Source organism: Prevotella sp. 885 (genome assembly GCF_002265625.1).
Classification (GTDB): domain Bacteria; phylum Bacteroidota; class Bacteroidia; order Bacteroidales; family Bacteroidaceae; genus Prevotella.
Genome location: NZ_NOVE01000002.1, coordinates 109032 through 131473, shown reverse-complemented (window position 1 = coordinate 131473; position 22442 = coordinate 109032). Strand labels below are relative to the sequence as shown.

The 22442-nt window shown below is 50.7% G+C and carries 18 protein-coding genes; 15 read left to right on the top strand and 3 right to left on the bottom strand.

The features are described from left to right. Nucleotides 1-303 precede the first annotated feature (303 nt). Nucleotides 304-1623, bottom strand: coding sequence for a DEAD/DEAH box helicase (locus CHL74_RS01325; protein WP_094879330.1), 1320 nt, complete (start codon nucleotides 1621-1623; stop codon nucleotides 304-306). A gap of 148 nt (nucleotides 1624-1771) precedes the next feature. Between CHL74_RS01325 and dgt the strand changes: the two genes are divergently transcribed. The 7 genes from dgt (at nucleotide 1772) to CHL74_RS01290 (ending at nucleotide 9950) form a co-directional block, all read left to right on the top strand. Then, on the top strand, nucleotides 1772-3109 hold the full coding sequence (gene dgt / locus CHL74_RS01320; RefSeq protein WP_094879329.1) for a dGTP triphosphohydrolase: 1338 nt from the start codon (nucleotides 1772-1774) through the stop codon (nucleotides 3107-3109). Between the two features lie 47 nt (nucleotides 3110-3156). Next, the gene (gene crcB / locus CHL74_RS01315; protein WP_094879328.1) at nucleotides 3157-3534 is read left to right on the top strand and encodes a fluoride efflux transporter CrcB; all 378 of its coding nucleotides are present in this window, start codon (nucleotides 3157-3159) and stop codon (nucleotides 3532-3534) included. A 122-nt stretch (nucleotides 3535-3656) separates the two neighbouring features. Next, nucleotides 3657-4835 (top strand): TlpA disulfide reductase family protein, encoded by a 1179-nt coding sequence (locus CHL74_RS01310; protein WP_094879327.1) that lies wholly within the window; start codon nucleotides 3657-3659, stop codon nucleotides 4833-4835. 37 nt (nucleotides 4836-4872) lie between these two features. Continuing rightward, entirely contained in the window at nucleotides 4873-5310 is a 438-nt protein-coding gene (gene dut, locus CHL74_RS01305) for a dUTP diphosphatase (protein ID WP_094879326.1), read from the top strand. Nucleotides 5311-5319: 9 nt separating this feature from the next. Further along, complete coding sequence (locus CHL74_RS01300) at nucleotides 5320-7161, top strand: tetratricopeptide repeat protein (protein ID WP_094879325.1); 1842 nt, start codon at nucleotides 5320-5322, stop codon at nucleotides 7159-7161. A gap of 83 nt (nucleotides 7162-7244) precedes the next feature. Beyond that, on the top strand, nucleotides 7245-8138 hold the full coding sequence (locus CHL74_RS01295) for a DUF4292 domain-containing protein (RefSeq protein ID WP_094879324.1): 894 nt from the start codon (nucleotides 7245-7247) through the stop codon (nucleotides 8136-8138). Nucleotides 8139-8168: 30 nt separating this feature from the next. Beyond that, complete coding sequence (locus tag CHL74_RS01290) at nucleotides 8169-9950, top strand: murein hydrolase activator EnvC family protein (RefSeq protein WP_094879323.1); 1782 nt, start codon at nucleotides 8169-8171, stop codon at nucleotides 9948-9950. A 15-nt stretch (nucleotides 9951-9965) separates the two neighbouring features. Here the strand turns inward: CHL74_RS01290 and CHL74_RS01285 are convergent, their stop codons facing one another. Then, nucleotides 9966-11690 (bottom strand): tetratricopeptide repeat protein, encoded by a 1725-nt coding sequence (locus CHL74_RS01285; RefSeq protein WP_094879322.1) that lies wholly within the window; start codon nucleotides 11688-11690, stop codon nucleotides 9966-9968. A 114-nt stretch (nucleotides 11691-11804) separates the two neighbouring features. On the opposite strand from CHL74_RS01285, the gene CHL74_RS01280 reads away from it, so the two are divergent. Continuing rightward, nucleotides 11805-12164 carry a hypothetical protein gene (locus tag CHL74_RS01280; protein ID WP_094879321.1) on the top strand — a complete coding sequence of 120 codons (360 nt, stop codon included), beginning with the start codon at nucleotides 11805-11807 and terminating at the stop codon, nucleotides 12162-12164. 476 nt (nucleotides 12165-12640) lie between these two features. Here CHL74_RS01280 and CHL74_RS01275 read toward each other — a convergent pair whose 3' ends face one another. Continuing rightward, nucleotides 12641-12979, bottom strand: a complete 339-nt coding sequence (locus CHL74_RS01275; protein ID WP_094879320.1) for a hypothetical protein — start codon at nucleotides 12977-12979, stop codon at nucleotides 12641-12643. Between the two features lie 1293 nt (nucleotides 12980-14272). Here CHL74_RS01275 and CHL74_RS15475 point away from each other — a divergent pair. The 7 genes from CHL74_RS15475 (at nucleotide 14273) to infB (ending at nucleotide 22425) form a co-directional block, all read left to right on the top strand. Next, nucleotides 14273-14455, top strand: a complete 183-nt coding sequence (locus CHL74_RS15475) for a hypothetical protein (RefSeq protein ID WP_141241191.1) — start codon at nucleotides 14273-14275, stop codon at nucleotides 14453-14455. A 99-nt stretch (nucleotides 14456-14554) separates the two neighbouring features. Then, a complete protein-coding gene (locus tag CHL74_RS01270) occupies nucleotides 14555-14968 on the top strand; it encodes a hypothetical protein (RefSeq protein ID WP_094879319.1) in 414 nt (137 codons plus the stop codon). Nucleotides 14969-15271: 303 nt separating this feature from the next. Then, complete coding sequence (locus CHL74_RS01265; RefSeq protein WP_094879397.1) at nucleotides 15272-15721, top strand: BspA family leucine-rich repeat surface protein; 450 nt, start codon at nucleotides 15272-15274, stop codon at nucleotides 15719-15721. Between the two features lie 5 nt (nucleotides 15722-15726). Further along, on the top strand, nucleotides 15727-17388 hold the full coding sequence (locus CHL74_RS16070) for a BspA family leucine-rich repeat surface protein (RefSeq protein ID WP_094879318.1): 1662 nt from the start codon (nucleotides 15727-15729) through the stop codon (nucleotides 17386-17388). A gap of 186 nt (nucleotides 17389-17574) precedes the next feature. After that, nucleotides 17575-18042, top strand: a complete 468-nt coding sequence (rimP, locus tag CHL74_RS01255) for a ribosome assembly cofactor RimP (RefSeq protein WP_094879317.1) — start codon at nucleotides 17575-17577, stop codon at nucleotides 18040-18042. Nucleotides 18043-18045: 3 nt separating this feature from the next. After that, nucleotides 18046-19302: a transcription termination factor NusA gene (gene nusA / locus CHL74_RS01250; protein ID WP_094879316.1), complete on the top strand. Its 1257-nt coding sequence runs from the start codon at nucleotides 18046-18048 to the stop codon at nucleotides 19300-19302. A gap of 234 nt (nucleotides 19303-19536) precedes the next feature. Beyond that, the gene (gene infB / locus CHL74_RS01245) at nucleotides 19537-22425 is read left to right on the top strand and encodes a translation initiation factor IF-2 (protein ID WP_094879315.1); all 2889 of its coding nucleotides are present in this window, start codon (nucleotides 19537-19539) and stop codon (nucleotides 22423-22425) included. Nucleotides 22426-22442: the final 17 nt, after the last annotated feature.

Below are 22442 nucleotides of genomic sequence, written 5' to 3'. Positions count from 1 at the left end.
TACTTTTTTAATTTATATATTTTTATTTTCAATTGTCGTTTTCGAAGAAAACAGCTAAGTGCTAATTAACAAGCCGTTTTCGGGGTGCAAAGGTACGAACTTTTATTTAAAATACCTAATATATAAAATTACAATATGGGGACGCACACGGCAAATTGACGTTTTATAACTTATCTTAACACTTGTTTAGCCTTTTAAGTCCCCTACTATTGTCGTTTGAAACAGCCGTAACAGTGGTTTACTGTCCTTTGCAACGCCGCTCTTACACAAGCATGTCGCCGCTCTTAAGAATCAAAACAAGAATCAGAACGCCAGCTCCACTACCGTCTTTAGTCCTTTTATCTTCGCGCCCTTTGCTTTCTCCATTGTTTTCTTGGCGAGCTTGCGGCTTACTGCCACGTATGCGAATCTCTCGTAAACGTCTATACGTCCGATGTCGGATGAGCTTAACGAGCAGGTCTTGCATAAGAAACCGAGGATATCTCCCTTCGAAATCTTGTCTTTCTTGCCCTTACCTATATATAATGTGGACATCACGGGCATGGCGACGGGTGCTGTGGGATTGGCAGGGACGTAGTCCTCGGTGGGCACGGTGACGTATTCGGGCATGTGTTCTTCAGGACCAAGCAGCATGAAGGCTCGTCCAGTGGCATCCCAGCGTCCGGTACGTCCCACACGATGCACGAATTCCTCCTCTCCTACGGGCAGGTTGTAATGCACAATGTTCTCTACGTCAGGGATATCCAGGCCGCGCGAGGCAAGGTCTGTGCTTACGAGAATGTTGGCGGAACGGTTGGCGAAGCGATAGATGGCCTCCTCTCGCTGACGCTGGTCGAGACCGCCGTGGAAGGCGCTTACCACGTAGCCTTTCTCGGTGAGGAACTTGGCTGTGCGCTCCACGCCGTCACGATAGTTGAGAAAGACGATGGTCTGCTGCGCACCGAAGTCGCGGAGCAGCATGACGAGGGTGTTAAGCTTATCCTTTTCGGGCGAATGCACGACGTAAAGACCGATGCGTTCGGGCGTGGTTTCTTCCTCGTCCAGATAGTCGACGCGCTCCGTTCTGCCCATGCGCACGAAGCGCGGCATTTCCTCAGCGTCAGTGGCAGAGAGCAATATGCGGCGCTCCACGGTTGGCAGACCGTCCACTGCTTTCTCCATCTCGGCACGGAATCCCATGCGCAGACACTTGTCGAACTCGTCGATGACGAGCCAGCGGACGTCAGAAGCTGCGAAGTTCTGCTTGTCGAGGTGGTCGTTCAGTCGTCCCGGAGTGGCGAATATCACCTGCGGACGCACTTTCTGTATGGCGCGATGCTCATCCATTGTGGGGCGACCGCCATAGAGACACATCGAGCGCAGACCGCATCCCATCGAGCGGAACACGTCGTTGGACTGTAGGGCAAGCTCACGACTGGGCACAATCACCACCGCCTGAACCTCCTCTATGGCTGCGTCAAGGCGCTGCACGAGGGGCAGAAGATAGGCAAGGGTCTTGCCGCTGCCGGTGGGTGCGAGTATCACGACGTCACGGTCGGTATGGAGCACGGCATCGGATGCGTCCTTCTGCATCTGTCCGAGTTCTGAGATATGAAGCTTAGAGAGTATTTCCTGAGTGTTCATAGATGATGTATATAATAATGTGTAAATTCGAATGTAAAGTTACTACTTTTCGGTTATGCCACAAGTGCGGCTCGAAAAAAAGCGCTGTAGTCCTCTCACGGACAACATATTATTTATAACTTTGCGCCCAAATAAACAAAAAGGACACATGAACTGGCAACAACTCATTTCCAATAAACGCCTTGGGCAGGAATATCACCATCCCATGCGCCACGACGACCGCTCTGAATTCAAGCGCGACTATGACCGCCTTATCTTCTCGGCGCCGTTCCGCCGTATGCAGAACAAGACGCAGGTGTTTCCGCTTCCGGGCAGCATCTTCGTACACAACCGCCTGACTCACTCACTGGAGGTGGCAAGTGTGGGCATGTCGTTGGGCGCGGACGTGGCGAGGGAGCTGAAGGTGAAGCATCCCGAACTGGAGGGTACGCTGTTCGAGGAGATCGGCACCATCGTGAGTGCAGCTTGCCTGGCGCACGATATGGGCAATCCGCCGTTCGGTCATTCCGGCGAGAAAGCCATCCAGGCGTTCTTCCGCGAGGGCAAGGGCGAGCAGCTGCGTGGCAGAATCAGCGAGGAGCTGTGGAACGACCTCGTGCATTTCGAGGGTAACGCCAACGCCTTCCGCCTCCTCACCCACCGCTTCCACGGCAGACGTGAGGGCGGTTTTGTGATGACTTACGCCACGCTTGCCTCCATCGTCAAGTATCCTCACTCCAGCTTCTGCGCCGGCAAGAAGGGCAAGTTCGGCTTCTTCGCTTCGGAAGAGGCTTACTATCGCCGCATCGCCGAGGACCTCGGTCTGCGCCAGTTGTCGGCTGAAGGCGAACCGCTACGCTGCGTCCGCCATCCGCTTGTCTACCTTGTGGAGGCGGCGGACGACATCTGCTACGAGATTATGGACATCGAGGACGCTCACAAGTTGCGCATTCTCTCTTTCGACGAGACGGCACAGCTGCTGTTAGGATTCTTCTCGGAGAAGGAGCGCGAGCATATCTACAGCCGCATCAGCGAGGAGGAAATCACGGACAACAACGAGAAGGTGGTGTATATGCGTGCCTGCGCCATTGGCAGACTGGAACACGAGTGCGCCCGCGCCTTCGTGGAGTCGGAGGAAGACATACTGAACGGCACGTTCGAGGGTTCGCTCATCGACCATATCACGCCGTCCACACGCGACGCTTACCGACATTGCACGAGGGTGAGCTGTGAGCGTATATACAACTCGAAGCCGGTGCTCGACGTGGAACTATCAGGTTATAAGATTATGGAGACGTTGCTCGAGACGCTCATCGAGGCTGCCGTCAGCCCGGAGAAGTTCCATTCCGAACAGCTCCGCAAGCGATTCAGCAGTCAGTACGACATCAACAGCGACGACTTCGGTACGCGCGTCATGGCGGTGGTGGACTTCATCTCTGGCATGACGGACATCTTCGCGCTCGACATCTACCAGAAGATTCAGGGCATATCGCTGCCGATAGTATAAGGCGTAAAGTGAGCTTTACGAAAATTCAAAACTCAAAATTCATCATAATGATTCGCTCCATGATTATCGTTGCCCTTGGCGGCGCAGTGGGTTCTTCGCTGCGCATGGCTGTGTCGCGTCTTGTCGACACGTACGCCGTGGGGCATTTCCCCTACCCCACCATGACCGTCAACGTCGTCGGCTGTCTGCTGATCGGCGTATTCTATGGACTGTCCATGCGCGGCAGTATTGGCGGCGACAACATCAAGATGCTGCTTACGACGGGGTTCTGCGGCGGCTTCACCACGTTCAGCACCTTCTGCAACGAGAACCTCACACTCCTCCGTAACGGCCATCCTATTACCGCCATGCTGTATGCCGGAGCAAGCCTTGCCGTCGGACTCATAGCCGTGGCATTGGGCTATTGGCTTGCCGAACGGATATAATAACGAAACCGAAAACCATCTTTTTCATTCAAAAGCAGACAAATACGGATAAAAATTAGTAAGTTTGCATATTGAATGAGTTATAAAACGCCCCGTCTACACATTATATTATATAACAAACAATGAATACAAGACTATTCCACAAGGTCATAACACTCGCCTTGGCTGTTGCTGCCATGGCTGGCGTGACCTCTTGCAACGAGAAGAAATTCCACATCGACGGCACTATTACCGGAGCTGCCGACTCAACACTCTACTTCGAGAACATGGGACTTGACGGCGCCGTGAAGATTGATTCCGCCAAGCTTTCCGAGGACGGAACGTTCGCCTTCGAAGGAACAGCGCCCACGGCTCCTGAGTTTTATCGTCTGCGCATAGCCGGACAGTTCATCAACATCGCCGTCGACTCCACCGAGACCATCAACATTAAGGCACAATACCCGCAGATGGCTACGCAGTATGAGGTCAGCGGCTCGGAGGACTGCCAGCGCATAAAGGAACTTTCGCTCATGCAAAGCTCACTTCAGGCTCAGGTGAACGCCATCGCACGCAATCCGGAGCTTGGCGCGCAGGCTGCCGCTGACAGCGTTTCGCGCATCGTGGAGGCATATAAGACTCGTGTTAAGACTGAATATATCTTCAAGGCACCGATGAAGGCGTCGTCTTACTTCGCCCTTTTCCAGACCATCTACGCCGGTGGACAGCCCGTATTGCTCTTCAATCCGCGCACTTCGGAGCAGGACATCAAGGTGTTCGGTGCCGTGGCAACAAGTTGGGACACCTTCTATCCTAACGAGAAGCGTGGCGAAAACCTTCACAACATCGCCATTGAAGGCATGAAGGACGTGCGCTATCTGCGCTCGCAGCAGCAGGCTGAGGAGATTGAGGCAAGCAAGGTGAACACCAGCGGCATCCTCGACTTCACTCTTACCGATAACACTGGCGCAGCCCGTAGCCTCTCTTCACTTAAGGGTAACGTGGTGCTCCTCGATTTCCATCTCTTCGCTGACCAGAACTCAATGAAGCGCATCATGTCGCTCCGCGAGCTTTATAACAAGTATCACGCTCAGGGCTTCCAGATTTATCAGGTGGCCATTGACGGCGACGAACACTTCTGGAAGACACAGACAGCTGCCCTTCCCTGGATAAGCACACGTGTGGACGACAACACAAGCAGCGTTCTGCAGATGTATAACGTGCAGCAGGTGCCGACGTTCTTCCTCCTCAACCGCTCTTGCAACGTGGTGAAGCGTGACGCACAGATAAAGGATATAGACGCTGAAATCAAGGCTTTACTGTAATTTAGTGGTTAAATATTAAAGAAGACAAGCAATCAACATGACTAAGATTCGCATTATCAACCGCGGCTCACAGCAGCTGCCCGCATACGCCACCCCCCAGAGCGCAGGAATGGACTTGCGTGCAAACATAGAAGACCCCATCACTCTGCGTCCGTTGGAGCGTCGCATTGTGCCCACCGGTCTCTACATTGCCCTCCCCGAGGGTTACGAGGCTCAGGTTCGCCCGCGCTCAGGTCTTGCCCTCAAGCACGGCATCACGGTGCTCAATTCTCCCGGTACCATCGATTCTGACTACCGCGGCGAGATTGGCGTCCTGCTTATCAATCTCTCTGACACGCCCTTCGTGATCAACGCCGGTGAGCGTATCGCACAGATGGTGGTGGCCAGACATGAACAGGCAGAGCTGATAGAAGTGGAAGAGCTCGACGATACAGAGCGCGGAGCTGGTGGATATGGTCACACCGGCGTGGAATAAACAGCAACAATGAACAAGACAATAAGAAAGATTTTCATTCTCGGGGCTGTCTGCCTTATGGCTATATGCCCCGCCATCGCTGCCCTTCACGGCAGCTTGTCAGACATGACAATTCTTCAGGACGAGACGACAGCGAAGACCGTTGCCGCCCCTGACTCGACGTGCTCTGACACTATATCGCCGGTTTCGCTCGACTCGCTATTGGTTTCCACATCGCTCTTCGACCGCATGTTCCTCGAAGCGGTGTGCCAACGCAACGCCGGCAACGACTCGTTGGCTTCACTGATACTTGACAGTTGCGCCAAGACGAAGGAGGATGCGGCGGAGATGTATTTCCTTAAGTCGAACATCTATTCTGATGCTGACAACGACTCGCTCGCCTTTATCTACATGAAGCGTGCCTCAAAGCTCCAGCCAGACAACGATACGTACAACGAGAGCGTGGCTAACACTTACATCAAGCAGGGCAAATACGACAAAGCCATACACGCTTTGGAGAAGTTCTACACCACTCACCGCGACCGCAGCGACTTGCTGAACGTTCTCCTTGCTCTCTATCTGCACGGCACAGACTATGACAAGGCGCTCTCTACGCTTGACCGCATGGACAAGGTGGACGGCAAGAGCGAGGACAACGACATCACTCGTCTGAGCATTTATGAGCTGATAGGCGACACGAAGAGTTCGTACCGCACTCTGAAGAGCATTGTGGACGAACATCCTTTCGAGCCTAACTATATGGTTATGCTCGGCAACTGGCTCTATCAGAAAGACCGCAAGAAGGAGGCTTACGGCTTCTTCCAGAAGGCTTTGAAGCTGGACAGCGAGAATGCTTTCACGCTTAACTCGCTCGCTGACTATTATAAAGGTACGGGCGACACGGCTGCCTCGGACAGCATCAAGCAGCGTATGCTCTTCAGCCCGAAGACGGACGCGGAGACAAGGGCGAAGATGCTTGTAGACTACGTGCTCAACAACCGCGACCGCACGGACCTCGACTCTACGGCTATGATTGCCATCATTGACCGCACGATGGCTGCAGCGCCACACGACGCCGACCTTTCCAACATCAAGGCTGTTTATCTGGAGAAGATTGGCATGCCAGCCGACTCGGTTAACGCTGCTTTCATGCACACTTTGGAGGTGGCTCCCGACGATTTTACGGCTCGTTCGCAGCTCATTCAGCGCCTGTGGATGAAGTGGGACAAGGTGGAGAAGCTTGCTCTTCAGGGCACACAGTACAACCCCGAGGAGCCGACGTTCTTCTATTTCCTCGCCATAGCTCAGTTCCAGAAAGACCGTCTGCCCGAGAGCATCAAGACATTGCAGACTGGCATTAACGTGGCATCGGCTGACAAAAACCCCAATTCCGGCCTTATCAGCGACATGTATGCCATGATAGGCGACTCATACATGAAGCTTGAAGAGGCTGATAAGGCGTTCGCCGCTTACGACAGTTGTCTGCAATGGAAGGACGACAACATCATGGCGCTCAACAATTACGCCTACTATCTCTCCGATAAAAACGGTGATCTGAAGAAAGCGGAGGCGATGAGCCGCAAGACTATTGAGGCAGAACCCACCAATTCCACTTATCTCGACACCTACGCATGGATTCTTTATCTCCTCGAAAGATATGACGAGGCAAAGGCTTACATCGACCGTGCGCTGGAGAACGACACCGATTCCGTGCCGAGCGCAGTGGTCATTGAGCACGCCGGCGACATCTACTGCAAGTCGGGCGAGAAGGAACGCGCCGCTGAACTGTGGCAGAAGGCCATCGAATGCGGTGGCGACAAGGCCGTTCTGACACGCAAGATAAAGACAAAGAGCGTGGACGCAAAAAACTAAGCCTCACCTAAAGGAGGCTGACATCATGTAAACATACATATATAACAAGGTATAGACATTAAGGAAAAGGATAAATAAAGGAAATGAAGAGAATATTACCGATACTGTTCGTCGTCCTGTTCGCATCCTGTGCGGGCAAGAAGGCTGTTACCGAACAGACTGTTACGCCGACCACACAGACCGCCAAACCAAGCACAAAGCCTACCAAGCACGTAGATAAAGAGCAGACGGAAATGCTCCGACGCATTGCCAATCAAGCACTTACAACGAAGAACATTGTGGCAAGCGCAGACTTCCGCCTTGTCGGAGGTGGCAAGAATCTCAGTTGCGACGGCAAGATCAGCATGCGCCGCGACGAGGTTATACGCCTGCAACTGCTTCTCCCCATCATCCGCACAGAGATAGCTCGCATCGACTTCACGCCCGAATACGTGCTCCTTATCGACCGTTATCACAAGGAATACATCAAGGCTTCGTACAAAGAGGTCAGCTTTCTTGCCGACAACGGCATCAGCTTCTACTCGCTCCAGTCGCTTTTCTGGAACGAGCTGTTCCTCCCTGGCGAGAACCATATAAGCGAACGACTGCTCGACCGCCTTACTTGCGAGTTGGCACAAATAAGCACCGACGTGCCTGTGACGTATAAGAAGGGCAACATCAGCTACCGTTGGACAGCCAGCAAGGCTACCGCTAACATCAAGGCAGTGGACGTCAAGTACAGCAGCCAGCAGTATGGCACGTCCTCACTCCACTGGACTTACGACAATTTCCGTACCGTCGGAGGCAAGGCTTTCCCCCTTACACAGCAGTTTAACGTCACCATGGGCAGCGGAGCAAAGCAGAAGTCGGCACAGCTTACCGTCAAAATGAGCTCGCCTAAGACCTCTTCTGACTGGGACGCAAAGACGGAGGTGTCTGCCAAATACAAGAAGATAGAGGCGAAAGACATCCTCGGAAAGCTCCTTTCCATACAGTAAAGGCTACAACCACACTTACAAAACAAAGACATGAAGCATCTCATTATCACCATAATAGCAGCATTAATGCTCTGCATCCCGACTACGGCCACCACCAACGTAGCCGGCAATGAGCAGCAGCGCAAGACCTCCACGACGAAGAAGGCAACGCAGAAGAAGACCACCACCCATAAGACGGCACAGCGAAAGACTGTGCAGAAGGGAAAGGCTGCGTCTGCAAAGAAGGGCAAGACTACGGCTAAGAAGAAGACCAATACAAGAAAAAAGAAGTCGTCCAAGGCACAATACAGCACCGAGGAGATTCGCGGACTGCAGTCGATGCGCTCTGCCATGCAGAAGGAGATAAAGAAGCAGGAGGCTGCGCTGCGTGCCAACCAGGCTGACGTGAAGCAGCGTCTCAGCGATCTGATGGTGATAAACAGCGAGATTGACCGTCATCAGCAGAACATTGACGGCATTCAGAAAGACATTCATCACATCGACGGCAACATCGGCATCCTCAATGCCCAGCTCAACACGCTGCAACAGCAGCTGCAGGAGCGCAAGGCAAGGTACGTGAAGTCGATGCGTTACCTTACCCGCAACCACACATTGCAGGACCGTCTCATGTTTATCTTCTCTGCAAAGAACTTCGTACAGATGTATCGTCGTCTGCGCTTTGTCCGCGAATATGCCTCTTGGCAGAAGACTCAGGGCGAGATGGTGAAGGCTAAGCAGGCGCAGGTGAACGACAAGCACCAGCAGCTACAGCAGGTGAAGGGTCAGAAGAACAACATGCTCTATAAGGGCAAGCAGGAGCAGAAGGCTCTTGAAGGAAAGCAGCAGGAGCAGCAGCAGGTGGTGACATCGCTGCAGAAACAGCAGAAGACCATCAAGACCGTCATCGACAAGCAGCGCAAGGATGCCGCAGCCATAAACGCACAGATTGACCGTCTTATTGCCATCGAGGTGGAGAAGGCTCGTGTGCGTGCCGCTGAGGAAGCCAAGCGCAAGGCTGCAGCGGAGGCTGCCGCCAAGAAACGTCGTGAGGAAGAGCTCGCACGCAAGAAGGCTGCGGCTGAGAAGGCTCGCCTTGAGAACGAGCGCCGTCTGCGCGAGGCAAGGGAAGCCGAGGCAAGAGCCAAAGCAGAAGCACGTGCTGCACAGGAAAGAGAGGCTGCCGCACGAGCCGAAGCACAGCGCCAGCGTGACGCAGAGGCTAAGGCACGCGCTCAGCAGCAAGCCAACGAAGCGGCAAGAGAAGCTGCCGAGAGAAAGGCAGCTGCCGAACAAAGAGCACGTGAGGCGGAAGCTGAGCGTCAGGCTATGGAGCGCAAGGCCAAAGCCGACGAGCAGCGCTCCACAAGAGAGATAGCCGAAGCGAAGAAGAACGTGGAGGAAAGCCGAAGCATGTCGTCAGTTGACCGCATGATGTCGGGCGGTTTCGAGCAGAACAAGGGTCGTCTTCCGATGCCTATCACGGGTAGCGCACGCATCGTAAGCCACTACGGACAGAACTCCGTGGCAGGTCTTTCGGGCGTAACCATCGACAATAAGGGCATCAACATCATGGGACAACCGGGCTGTCAGGCACGCTCCATCTACGACGGCGAGGTCAGTGCAGTCTTCAATTACGGCGGTTCGTACGTGGTAATGGTAAGACACGGCGTCTACATCTCCGTATACTGCAACCTCAGTTCGGTAAGCGTACATAAGGGACAGCGCGTCTCCACACGCCAAGGACTGGGCACCGTAGGATCTGACCATATCCTTCAGTTCCAGCTTCGCAAGCTCCAGAGCCGCCTCAATCCTGAGGCATGGATTGGAAGATAAAGTATTGACGCGACCCTAATTAGGGTCCTCAATACTGTAAATCCATCTGTAGGCTTGGGTCCAGCGCCATACTGTAGTGCGCGAAATGTCCACTACATTATTTATCTGCGGACCCGTCAGTCCTATTCGCATAAGATAGCACACCTGCACCTGCTGCTCCGTCAGACCTTCATTGCGCTGGAGCAGCAGGTCCTTGAAGTCGGGATGCAGGCTGTTAACGGCAGAAATCAGCTGTCGCCACTCCCCTGCCGAGAGCTTCTTCTTGCCCTCAGCCGACTTGCGCACAGCCGCCACGACGTCACCGGCGGCATCCTCCATCTCTGCCTGTTGCAGCATCTGCATAAGCGTCTCGCTCTGTCTCATCTTGTCAGCGAGGCGCTTCTTCATATCGGCGAGCAGTTGCTCATTACGTTGCAACTCCTCTCCTACATTCATCAGATTGGTTTCGCGGTCGGCAAGGTCAGCCTTTACGTCCTCTATCATTCGCTCTTTACGCTTTGTCTCCTCTCGGATGTCAGACAGTTGGGTCTTCATCGAGTTGAGACGGTCGTTAAGGGCGAGTTGCATTTTCAGCGCCTTATTCTTCTTACGCATATATACCACCACGAACGTGAACGCCGCCACCATAGCGAACAGCGCCGCATACGCAGCGATATTCATATACAGCGCACGCTCCCGTTCGGTCTTGAGCACGCTTTCACGGTCGAGATGATACTGGTAGCGGTTGTTCACCGTGGCAGCACGCAACTGGTTCTGAGCAAGATCGAGCCTCTCCGTGAGTCTTACAAATTCCTTTCCGCACCAGTTGGCAGCCGCCACATCTCCCTTCTCCGTATACAGAAGGAAGAGAGCCTTAGCCGCATCATACATGTTATACTCGTCTTTCGATTCCTTCAGGATGGTCCGATAACACGCTATTGCGTCGTCCGTCATCCCCATAAGCCTGTAATATTCGCCCCTTGCGTTGCATGCAAGCGCGTCGTTACGCCTTGGCAAAGCCTTCTCCGTCAGTCCGAAACACTCCCGTGCCTTTACCTTCCTGCCCGAATTGGCATAGCTATAGAGCAGCACATAAGGAATGTCGCCCTGCTGCAAGGCACCGCTTTGCTTCACCTGACGCAGCACATCGTCAAAGCATTTCATCGCTTTCGGCTCGTCGTCCGTCGCAAGACACGCATTGCCGAGGTGCATCAGCGTAGTAACGGACAGACTGCGCAGCTCAAGCGACAAGGCATATTCCTTCTCTGCCATCGCCAAAGCGTTCTTATAGTCCTGCACATTGTAGAAGAGATAATAAAGATTGGAGTAGGCATTGCGCATCAGCAGCGAGTCGGTACGATCAGAGTCAGCCATAACGTCAATGGATTTCTGGAAGTAGTCGATGGATCTCGGCGTGTCGTTAAGGTCGCGATAGACGCTGCCGGCATAGAAATAAGCCTCCTGACGGTCTGTATTATTGCCGTTCTCCTCGAAGTATTTCACGAGGTAAGCAATCATCTTGTCAGACATCGGCTTCACATCGTTCTTGTCGTCGATGCGAATCTTCAGCAGGTCATACCTCATTCTCGTATACTCCGTCCCCGACTTCACCTCCACGGAGATGCTGTCCATCATCCTCGCTGCCGCCTTCGTATCAGAGTCGCTAACGGTCCGTATCCTCTCCATCGTCTTCTCCATACGGCTTTCACCACACGAAAAAAGCGAAAGAAGGAGGATGAATACCAGTAATATGCGTGTCATAATAATGTTCAGTTAGGTTTTAAATGATAAAAAATACGAATACAAAAGTACAAATATTTTGTTATACAAACAAAAAGTTATATCTTTGTAAACATAATAACAAAACCTACCACTATGAAGAAATCCGTATGCTATATCTTATGCACCATAATGGCTCTCGCCTCCATCTCGGTTCCGCAGAGAGCAAGTGCTGACAGCAGACTGTTGGCTGACGTGGAGCAGACGCTTGTTGCAAGTTGCAACATCGGAATGGGTTATGCCATCAAGCCGGTGAAGAAGAATGTGGAAAGCAATATCATCACCACGTTCACCGACTTTACCAGCGAGAGCGCTCCGTCCTCCAACATGGACGAACGTGCCGGCAAGAAGTGGTATGCTTCCCTGCTGCAGGGTTTCACAAAGATGATAATCAAGGTAATCCGATTCATACCGTCACAGTTCGACAAGCTTGTCATGCACCTCGTAAGGATGTAATCCTCTGATTATTGGTGCTTTGAATGTAATATTTAAGGCAGGGCTTTGACAAAAACCTTTATCCACAATCCGCTTATGGGCGCAAACCCTATCGGGTTTAAACAAAAGGCTTTACATTAGGTCTTACGAGAACAAGTTCTCGACAACCTAACGTAAAGCCTTTTATTTGTGCACAGCACGCGCCCATAAGCGGAAAAAACAAAGAAAACACAAACAGGTGTGCAACACCCGAATTAGGAAGGCGGATGCCGTCCGATACCTTGTGTTTTGAAAGGTTTTCCGTTTGTGATTTTCGAGAGAGGCGACAGCCTCTCATTTCTTTATGGTATATATGGGCGTGAGAACTTGTTCTCATAAGACCATATATACCATAAAGAAATTGCCGAAGGCTCGAAAATAACAAACGGACTGTGGAGTCTGGTTTTTGTCAAAGCCCTGCCTTACGCGGCAATGTGCTGGTATGATATATAATCTGGTCAATCAAACACGAGGCATTTGAGGTTCGCCAGTATTACGACAACCAAGATCATCAGGATCTTTGTCTTTTCGCCCTGCAGCCCCTTTACACGTCCATAATATAGCGAATAGATGCCGGCTATGATGGCGAGGACAGAGAAGGGGATGGTGGTGGAGAAGGGATAGTCATGGTCGGTGATGGCGGAGAGAATGGCTCCCCACTGCATCATGACGGTGAAGTCAACTACATGCTGCAGGACGGTATACTCCTTCGATGCACCCTCCCTCTTCATTCGCAGCTTCACTTCCCACTGACTCAGCAGGGTGAGCACAGCTATAAGGATAATCGTCTTTATCATAGTAACGGTGATTTATAGTTTGCTTACAAAGATAATAATTTTCCTTTGACAGGAAAACATAACTAAAAAAAACATGTTCTTCATGTCTTCTTGTCTAAAAAACATGTCTTCATGTCCGAAATGCAAATATCGTCTAAAGAGTAAAAACATGTTACAAAATAAAAATTGATTCTAGAGTTCCGGATTACTGTTTTTACGGTGTTTTGACGTACAAACAGCAACCATACTTAACGATAGAGCCACTTTTACACTGTGAAAGTGCCACTATTAGAGTGTAAAAGTGGCGCTATTGCATGATAATAGTGGCACTATTGGAGTGTAAAAGTGGCGCTATTGCAACAAAAAACGGCTCTTTTGAGAGTCTGATTTCATAGTGCTACGTCTGAGAACCGCATAACTCACTGTGTATAAACGCATTGTCCCCAAGTGCTCAAAACTCAAGAATTTCGCACCGAAGATTTTGTTGTGCGCTGAACTCATAGTATTGAGCATTAGGAATGCAAATATTGTGTCAGCAGAACCGCCGAAGAGTCAGGAATTTTAAGCTTTTTCTTGGTGGTACAAAGTTACGTATTACAGCAATATATGAGCTTGCAGGACAAACTTAGGAGGCTATGGCGTCTCGCCGTAGCCACGCACCCACGGACATGATCTCAAGTATGAGCTGCTGGTTCCGCAAAGCGGGACCTATATTATGAAACCCACTGCAAGCTGCGAAGCAGCGCAGCTGTGGGTACGTGCGACACTTCCACCCCATATAGTTCCCCGGAGGGGGACTGACGCATCCCCGATGATGTTGAGGATGGTAGTCGGTCCCGCTTTGCGGAACCAAGAGAGGGTGAGCGGACGATTATCCCACAGCTGCGCTCCTTCGGAGCTTGCAGTGGGTTTCTGATGGATACGTGTCCCCTCGGGACACGGCGCTGACCAAAGCAACATATACTATATACCACCAATCTTGCAGTACTCGAGTATAAGATAGCATTATGCTATGGAAGGCTGCGGGGCTACGGCGGGACGCCATAGCCTCCTACGGTTTACCTTGGCTGCTGTGAAAACGTAAGCTAATCGGCATTCTATTGTTACATTTGTTTCACACACCACCAAAAAGCTTGTTTTTCATTCATATCTACCACAAGTGTTATCCGCTTTATTATCAACGTTTTATCCACTTGTAAAATAAATCTTTCATCCTTGAAACAACATGAAACAACAAAAGTTTTGCTGCGCATTGCAGATGAACTAATTTTGCGGCAGAGAAAACAAATAACTAACAATTAAATACCGATCATTATGAGAAAGAACAGAGTATTAAATGTATTGTCATTCTGCATTTTCGCAGCTATAGCACTCGTGACAACCTCTTGCTCAAAGGACGACTACGAAGACGTATGGGAGGAGCAGCAGCATACAAGACATACTGAGCAGGTCGGCGACATGACAAGATTCAGCAAGACAGTGGAGCCGCATATATAATCGGCTACGCGTGAGAGATAATCAACAGTATTGGCTAACGTAGGAGGTACGGTTTGAAGCCGTACCACTCAGCCTAAAACCAACAAAAAAGCAAATAAAATGAACATGGAATTAAGTCTTAAAGATAGAATCATCATAAAGGGATTCTTGGTATTTATAGCATTAGACACGGCTCTTGATCCCATTATTTACGGTTGGCCAGAAGAGCTTGAGTTCGAACTCTTCATAGTATGCCTTATCGATCTCATAATCACGATAGTTTGGGCGATTAAAGCATTTAAGCGATCCAGAAGGTTATATAAGGAGAATGGCATCAGAGTCCTTGGCAATGCGATATGCAACAGCAATAACGAATACATGATTGACGTAGCAATAGCTGTTCTGGGTCTCGCTACATGTTGGTACTTTCATCAAGGTATAAGCTACATACTGTTACTGTACCTTGCAATATGCACAATAGCAAGATTCATCGAGCCATTGAAGGGAATGCTGAGACAATTGAAGAGAAAATGAGAATAATATAATGTTGCCGCATAACTTCGGACTGTCAGTCAATCCGAGTTATGCGGCTTTTGTTGGCACAGTGATGCTTCGGCAAGGAAAAAGTTTTAGGTTAAATCAACCTAAAACACATCCAATCTAACAAGTTTTAGGTTGATTTAACCTAAAACTTTCTAAATCCGGCAACTTTTAGGTTGAATTATCCTAAAAAAACGTTATCTTTGCGATGTTAACCTATACGTTATTACACAAGTGAGGTGCAAGTATAAAAAGCTTCGCATAACACAAAACTATTAATTAAAAAACTAAACGATTATGAAAACGAAACTTTTACTTCTCCCAATTGCTCGCCTTCTGCTTGCGATTGTTGTCTGTCTACCCGTATGGAGTAGCAACATGTTCGCTCAAACGACAGAGTCGTATGCCGTGTTAGATAATGCAGCAGGAACGCTGACCTTCAAACACGATGCAAATAAACCCGCAGGAGCGTTCTCAATGAATGAGGACAAAACTTTTCCCGCTTGGTATGATGGAGACGGTACCGAGTATAATAAAAACAACATTACGAAAGTTGTCTTCGATCCCTCTTTCGCCAATGCTCGTCCAACGAATTGTTATGCATGGTTCTTTGCATGCAAAGATTTAACAACTATCGAGGGACTCGAATATCTTAACACCGAGAAAGTGACGAACATGAACTCCATGTTCAGTAATTGTCTGAGCCTAACCTCACTCGATCTTTCTAATTTTAAAACAAAAATGTGACGGACATGACGAACATGTTTATTGCCTGTAATAAGCTCACTTCCCTTAATGTCTCTAATTTTGATACCAGGAATGTGACTAATATGGCTAATATGTTTTATGGTTGTAACAACCTCACCTCACTCGATGTCTCTAAGCTTGATACCAGGAATGTGACTTATATGCTTTATATGTTTTATGGTTGTAGCAACCTCACCTCACTCGATGTCTCTAAGTTTGATACCAGAAATGTGACAGACATGAGTTTTATGTTTGCACAATGTCAAAAACTCACTTCACTTGATCTTTCTAACTTCGACACGAGAAATGTGACAAATATGAGAGGAATGTTTAATGTTTGCACCGCTCTCACTTCGCTTGATCTCTCTGCTTTCAAAACGCATAATGTGACGGATATGGGTGGAATGTTTGCTGTATGCACAGCCCTTTCCTCACTAGATCTCTCTAATTTTGACACTAATAATGTGACGAATATGCAAGCCATGTTTACTAACAGTATTGCTCTTACCTCACTTGATGTCTCTAAGTTCAACACTGAAAAAGTAACGAATATGTCTGAAATGTTCTCTGGTTGTGAAAATCTCACTTCTCTTGATGTCTCTAACTTCGATACAAAGAATGTGACTGATATGCGTTTTATGTTCAGTAATTGTGAGACCCTCACCTCTCTTGATGTCTCAAAATTCGACACAAAAAACGTTACTGATATGAGTTTTATGTTCAGAGCTTGTAGAAACCTCACCTCTCTTGATGTCTCAAAATTCGACACAAAGAACATTACTGATATGCGTTTTATGTTCAGTAATTGTGAGAACCTCACATCCCTTGATGTATCTAATTTCAACACACAGAACGTGACGGATATGTCTGCTATGTTCAATGAATGTAGCAACCTCACATCCCTTGATGTCTCAAAATTCGACACAAAGAACGTGACGGATATGCGTCTTATGTTCTATGAATGTGGCAACCTCACCTCTCTTGATGTCTCAAAATTCGACACACAGAACGTAACTGATATGCGTAGTATGTTCAGTAGTTGTGAGAGTCTCACCTCCCTTGATGTCTCAAAATTCGACACAAAGAACGTAATGGATATGGGTGGTATGTTCTATACTTGTACGAGCCTCACCTCCCTTGATGTATCTAATTTCAACACACAGAACGTGACGAATATGGGTTTTATGTTCAGTGGATGTAGCAACCTCACTTCCCTTGATGTATCTAATTTCAACACACAGAATGTGACGGATATTTATTGTATGTTCCAATGTAGCAACCTCACCTCCCTTGATTTATCAAATTTCAACACACAGAACGTGACGGATATGAGTGCTATGTTCTATGCTTGTAGCAACCTCGCTATTATCTATGCAAGCGATAAGTTTGTGACTACCGCTTGTTTAGAGGATAGAAGTATGTTTGGGGAATGCAAGAAACTTGTGGGCGCTGTGCCTTATGACGAAAACAAGGTGGGTAAGGAGATGGCGAACTATACCACAGGCTATTTCACATATAAAGCATCAACCGGTATTGATGCAGTTTCGGCAACGGACAACATCTCTGCAGAATACTACGACATGGGTGGTCGTCGCCTGAATGCGCCACAAAAGGGCATAAACATCATGAAGCGTGGCAACAGGACAACAAAGGTGCTCATGAAGTAAAGTTTGTTTTGTCAAGCATGGCATAAATGGTCCAAACTTGGCTATGAAAGTACAGAAACAGACCAAACAGCACAGAAAATACAGGCAAACGCTTGCCTACGTTGCGAAAAATTCGTAACTTTGCATCGTTCAGTGGAATGAGGGGCTCCGAGAGAGCTCCTCATTTTTTATTCTAATAAATAATGTATGATAAGTAAAGACACCGTAAGAAGTATTGTTGAAGAGTGGCTTGACGGCAAGGAGTATTTCCTTGTTGACATCGAGATAAGCCCCGACGACCGCATCGTAGTAGAGATAGACCACGCTGACGGAGTGTGGATTGAAGACTGCGTTGCCCTGAGCCGTTACATCGAAGACCACCTCAGCCGCGACGAGGAAGACTACGAACTGGAAGTAGGATCCGCCGGACTGGGACAGCCCTTTAAGGTGCCGCAGCAATACCACTGCTTCGTAGGTAAGGACGTCGAGGTGCTCGACGCCGACGGAAAGAAATACAAGGGCGTTCTAAAGAGCGTCGACGGTGGCGACTTCACGGTGACCGTGGAGGAGAAGCAGAAAGTGGAAGGCAAGAAGAGACCGCAGCTCGTCAGCGTGGACCGCACCTTCCAGATGGACACAGTGAAATATACAAAATACTTAATAAATTTCAAATAAGCTATGGCAGCAAAAAAAGACGAGACAGTCAGCATGTTCGACTCCTTCAAGGAGTTCAAGGAAACCAAGAACATCGACCGCACGACACTCGTGAGCGTTCTGGAGGAAAGCTTCCGCAACGTTCTGGCAAAGATATTCGGCAGTGACGAAAACTTCGACGTGATCGTGAATCCCGACAAGGGCGACTTCGAGATCTATCGCAACCGCGTGGTTGTGGCAGACGGAGAGGTGGAGGACGAGAACAAGCAGATTTCGCTGAAAGAGGCACGCAAGATTGAGGCGGACTATGAGGTCGGCGAGGACGTGTCTGAGAAGGTGGAATTCGCCAAGTTCGGACGCCGTGCCATCCTTAACCTCCGTCAGACTCTCGCTTCCAAGATTCTTGAACTGGAGCACGACTCGCTCTACAACAAGTATAAGGACCGCGTGGGACAGGTTATCGCAGCCGAGGTTTATCAGGTGTGGAAGCGCGAGGTGCTCGTAGTGGACGACGAGAACAACGAGCTGATTCTCCCCAAGGCAGAGCAGATTCCGGGCGACGTATATCGTAAGGGCGAAACCATCCGCGCCGTCATAGAGCGCGTCACCAACGACAACAACAACCCGAAGATTATCCTCTCACGTACCAGCTCTACCTTCCTGCAGCGTCTGCTCGAGGCTGAGGTGCCCGAAATCAACGACGGCGTCATCGCCATCCGCCGCATAGCACGTATGCCGGGAGAGCGCGCCAAGATAGCAGTGGAGAGCTTCGACGACCGCATCGACCCCGTCGGAGCATGCGTCGGCGTGAAGGGTAGCCGCGTTCACGGCATCGTCCGTGAGCTTTGCAACGAGAACATCGACGTAATCAACTACACCGGCAACACCAAGCTGTTCATCCAGCGCGCACTTGCACCCGCCAAGGTTTCCACCATCAAGGTGGACGAGGAGAACCACAAGGCAGAGGTATACCTCAAGCCGGAGGAAGTGAGCCTCGCCATCGGACGCGGCGGTATGAACATCAAGCTCGCGTCAATGCTCACCGAGTATACCATCGACGTTTTCCGTGAGGTAAGCGAAGAGGAGGCTGACGAGGACATCTACCTCGACGAGTTCTCTGACGAGATAGACCAGTGGGTTATCGACGCCATCAAGGGCATCGGACTGGACACCGCCAAGGCAGTGCTCGGAGCTCCCCGCGACATGCTCGTTGAGAAAGCAGACCTCGAGGAAGAGACCGTCGACAACGTGCTCAAGGTGCTGCGCGCCGAGTTCGAATAAGAATCGGCACAGCAAGATAAGGGAGTCTCAAAAACAAGCTGTTTTTTGAAGCTCCCTTAGCGGGTATCATAAGGAGACGTGCGGAAGCCGCCTCCCTACACTAACAGATAATTATTATTAAAGCAAAAGAAAAGACGTTTAGAAGTAACGCCAGCCATGGAATGCGGCAGGCAAGAATAGACAGACGTTTTACTCTTTTACTTCTTTACTCTTTTACTTTTAAAACGACAAAACATGAGCATCAGGTTAAACAAAGCATTACGAGAGTTGAACATCGGACTCCAGACGGCAGTGGAGTTCCTCGAAAAGAGAAGCGAACTGGGAGAAGTGAAGGCGGAGCCGAGCTTCAAGCTGACCGACGCACAGTACGACGCACTGGTCGGAGCGTTCCAGCAGGACAAGGAGGTGCGCAATCAGGCCGAGAAGCTCTTGCAGAAGAAGCCGAAGGAGAAGAAAGGCAAGGACGAAAGCCGTGCCGAGAAGAGTCACTCTTCGTCCACCCCGCAGCAATACAAGCCGCTGGGAAAGATCGACCTTGACAGCATAGGACGCAAACCAGCCGCACAGAAATCATCCCCCAAGACCGACAAGCCTGAGACTCACGCCAAGCCTCAGGCAAAGACTGCTGCCGTCAGTCAGAAGCCGTCGGAAGGCGACAGAAAGAAAGAAGCACCGGTGCAGGGCGCCTCAGCTCCTGCTGCCACAACTACAGCTAAAGAGAAAGCTGAAAACATACAAAATCAAAAGCCCGTGGTTCAGAAACAAGAGAACAAACAAGAAAACAAAGAGCCGAAGTCTGTAAACAATGCAGCGGCCGCCGAAGCAGCTACGACGCAGCCGGCAGACAACCAGAAGTCGGAAACCACGCTCTTCACCACCAAGAGCGAAAAGAAGATTATCAACACTCCGAAGGTGAACATCCTCGGAAAGATTGACCTCTCTACGCTCAACCAGAGCACCCGACCCAAGAAGAAATCGAAGGAAGAGAAGCGCAAGGAGCGCGAGAACAAGGCGCAGCAGCAGCGCGGCGGAAACGGAGCCGACAACAAGAAGAAGCGCGAACGCATCAACAAGGTGCGCGTGGACATCAACGCTGCATCCAACCAGCCCGGAGCAAACCAGGGCGGAAAGAACACCAACGCCGGAGGTAACGGCGGCGGAAGCGGAAAGAACAAGAAGAAGAACCGTAACCGCGGCCAGCAGAAGCCGGCTGAGGTAAGCGAAGAGGACGTAGCACGTCAGGTGAAGGAGACGCTCGCACGCCTTACCAACAAGCAGAGCCAGAACAAGAAGGGCGCAAAGTATCGTAAGGAGAAACGTGAGGCTGCTCAGGAGAAGATGAATGAGGAGCGTCGCGAGGAGAAGAAGGAGAGCAAGACACTGAAGCTCACCGAGTTCGTGACAGTATCCGAGCTCGCTACGATGATGAACGTGTCTGTAAACCAGGTTATCGGCACACTTATGAGTGTCGGCATCATGGTGTCAATCAACCAGCGCCTCGACGCCGAGACCATCAACCTCGTGGCTGAGGAGTTCGGCTTCAAGACAGAATACGTCAGCGCAGAAGTGCAGGAAGCCATCACAGAGGTGGAGGACGACGAGAACGACCTCGTGCCGCGTGCACCGATCGTTACCGTAATGGGACACGTCGACCATGGTAAGACATCACTCCTCGACTATATCCGCAAGACCAACGTCATCGCCGGTGAGGCGGGCGGCATCACACAGCACATCGGTGCCTACAACGTACAGTTGGAGGACGGACGCAAGATTACGTTCCTTGATACTCCGGGTCATGAGGCGTTCACCGCCATGCGTGCCCGCGGTGCTCAGGTTACGGATATCGCCATCATCATCATCGCTGCCGACGACGCCGTGATGCCCACCACCAAGGAGGCCATCGCACACGCCCAGGCTGCCAACGTACCGATGGTGTTCGCCATCAACAAGATAGACAAGCCGGGAGCCAATGCCGACCGTGTACGCGAGGAACTCGCCGGCATGAACCTCCTCGTGGAGGAATGGGGCGGCAAGTATCAGTGTCAGGAGATCAGCGCCAAGAAGGGCGTGGGCATCAGCGAGCTGCTTGAGAAGGTATTGCTCGAGGCTGAAATGCTCGACCTCAAGGCCAACCCCAACCGTAAGGCTACGGGATCAATCATCGAGTCGTCACTCGACAAGGGTCGCGGCTACGTATCTACGGTGCTCGTAAGCAACGGTACGCTGCGCGTAGGCGACAACCTTATCGCCGGAACATCATGGGGCCGTATCAAGGCCATGTTCAACGAGCGTAACCAGCGCATCGAGAGCGCAAGACCCGCAGAGCCTGCCATCATCCTCGGCCTCAACGGAGCACCGACAGCCGGTGACTCGTTCCACGTGCTCGAGACCGAGCAGGAGGCACGCGACATCGCCAACAAGCGTCTGCAGCTCCAGCGCGAGCAGGGTCTGCGTACCCAGAAGCGTCTTACGCTGTCTGACATCTCACACCGTATCGCTCTCGGATCGTTCAAGGAGCTTAACATCATCGTCAAGGGTGACACCGACGGTAGTATCGAGGCTCTCTCCGATTCGTTCATCAAGATGTCTACGGAGAAGATCAAGGTGGACGTCATCTACAAGGCAGTGGGTCAGATTTCGGAGAGCGACGTAACGCTCGCCGACGCTTCCGACGCCATCATCGTGGGCTTCCAGGTTCGTCCTTCGGCTGCCGCACGCAAGCTGGCTGAGCAGGAAGGCGTGGAGATCAACACTTACTCTGTCATCTACGACGCCATCGACGACGTTAAGTCTGCCATGATCGGTATGCTCGACAAGGTTAAGAAGGAAGTAATTACCGGTCAGGTGGAGGTACGCGAGGTCTACAAGATCTCGAAGGTCGGCACTGTTGCCGGTGCGTACGTCACCGAGGGCAAGGTTCACCGTTCGGACAAGGCTCGTGTGGTTCGCGACGGTATCGTCGTTCACACAGCGGAGATTGCAGCCCTGAAGCGTTACAAGGACGACGTGAAGGAGGTGGCCGCCAACTTCGAGTGCGGTATCTCTCTCGTCAACTTCAACGACATCCAGCAGGGTGATATCCTCGAGACCTTCACCGAGATTGAGGTGAAGCAGACTCTCTAAGAGACAAAGAAATCATC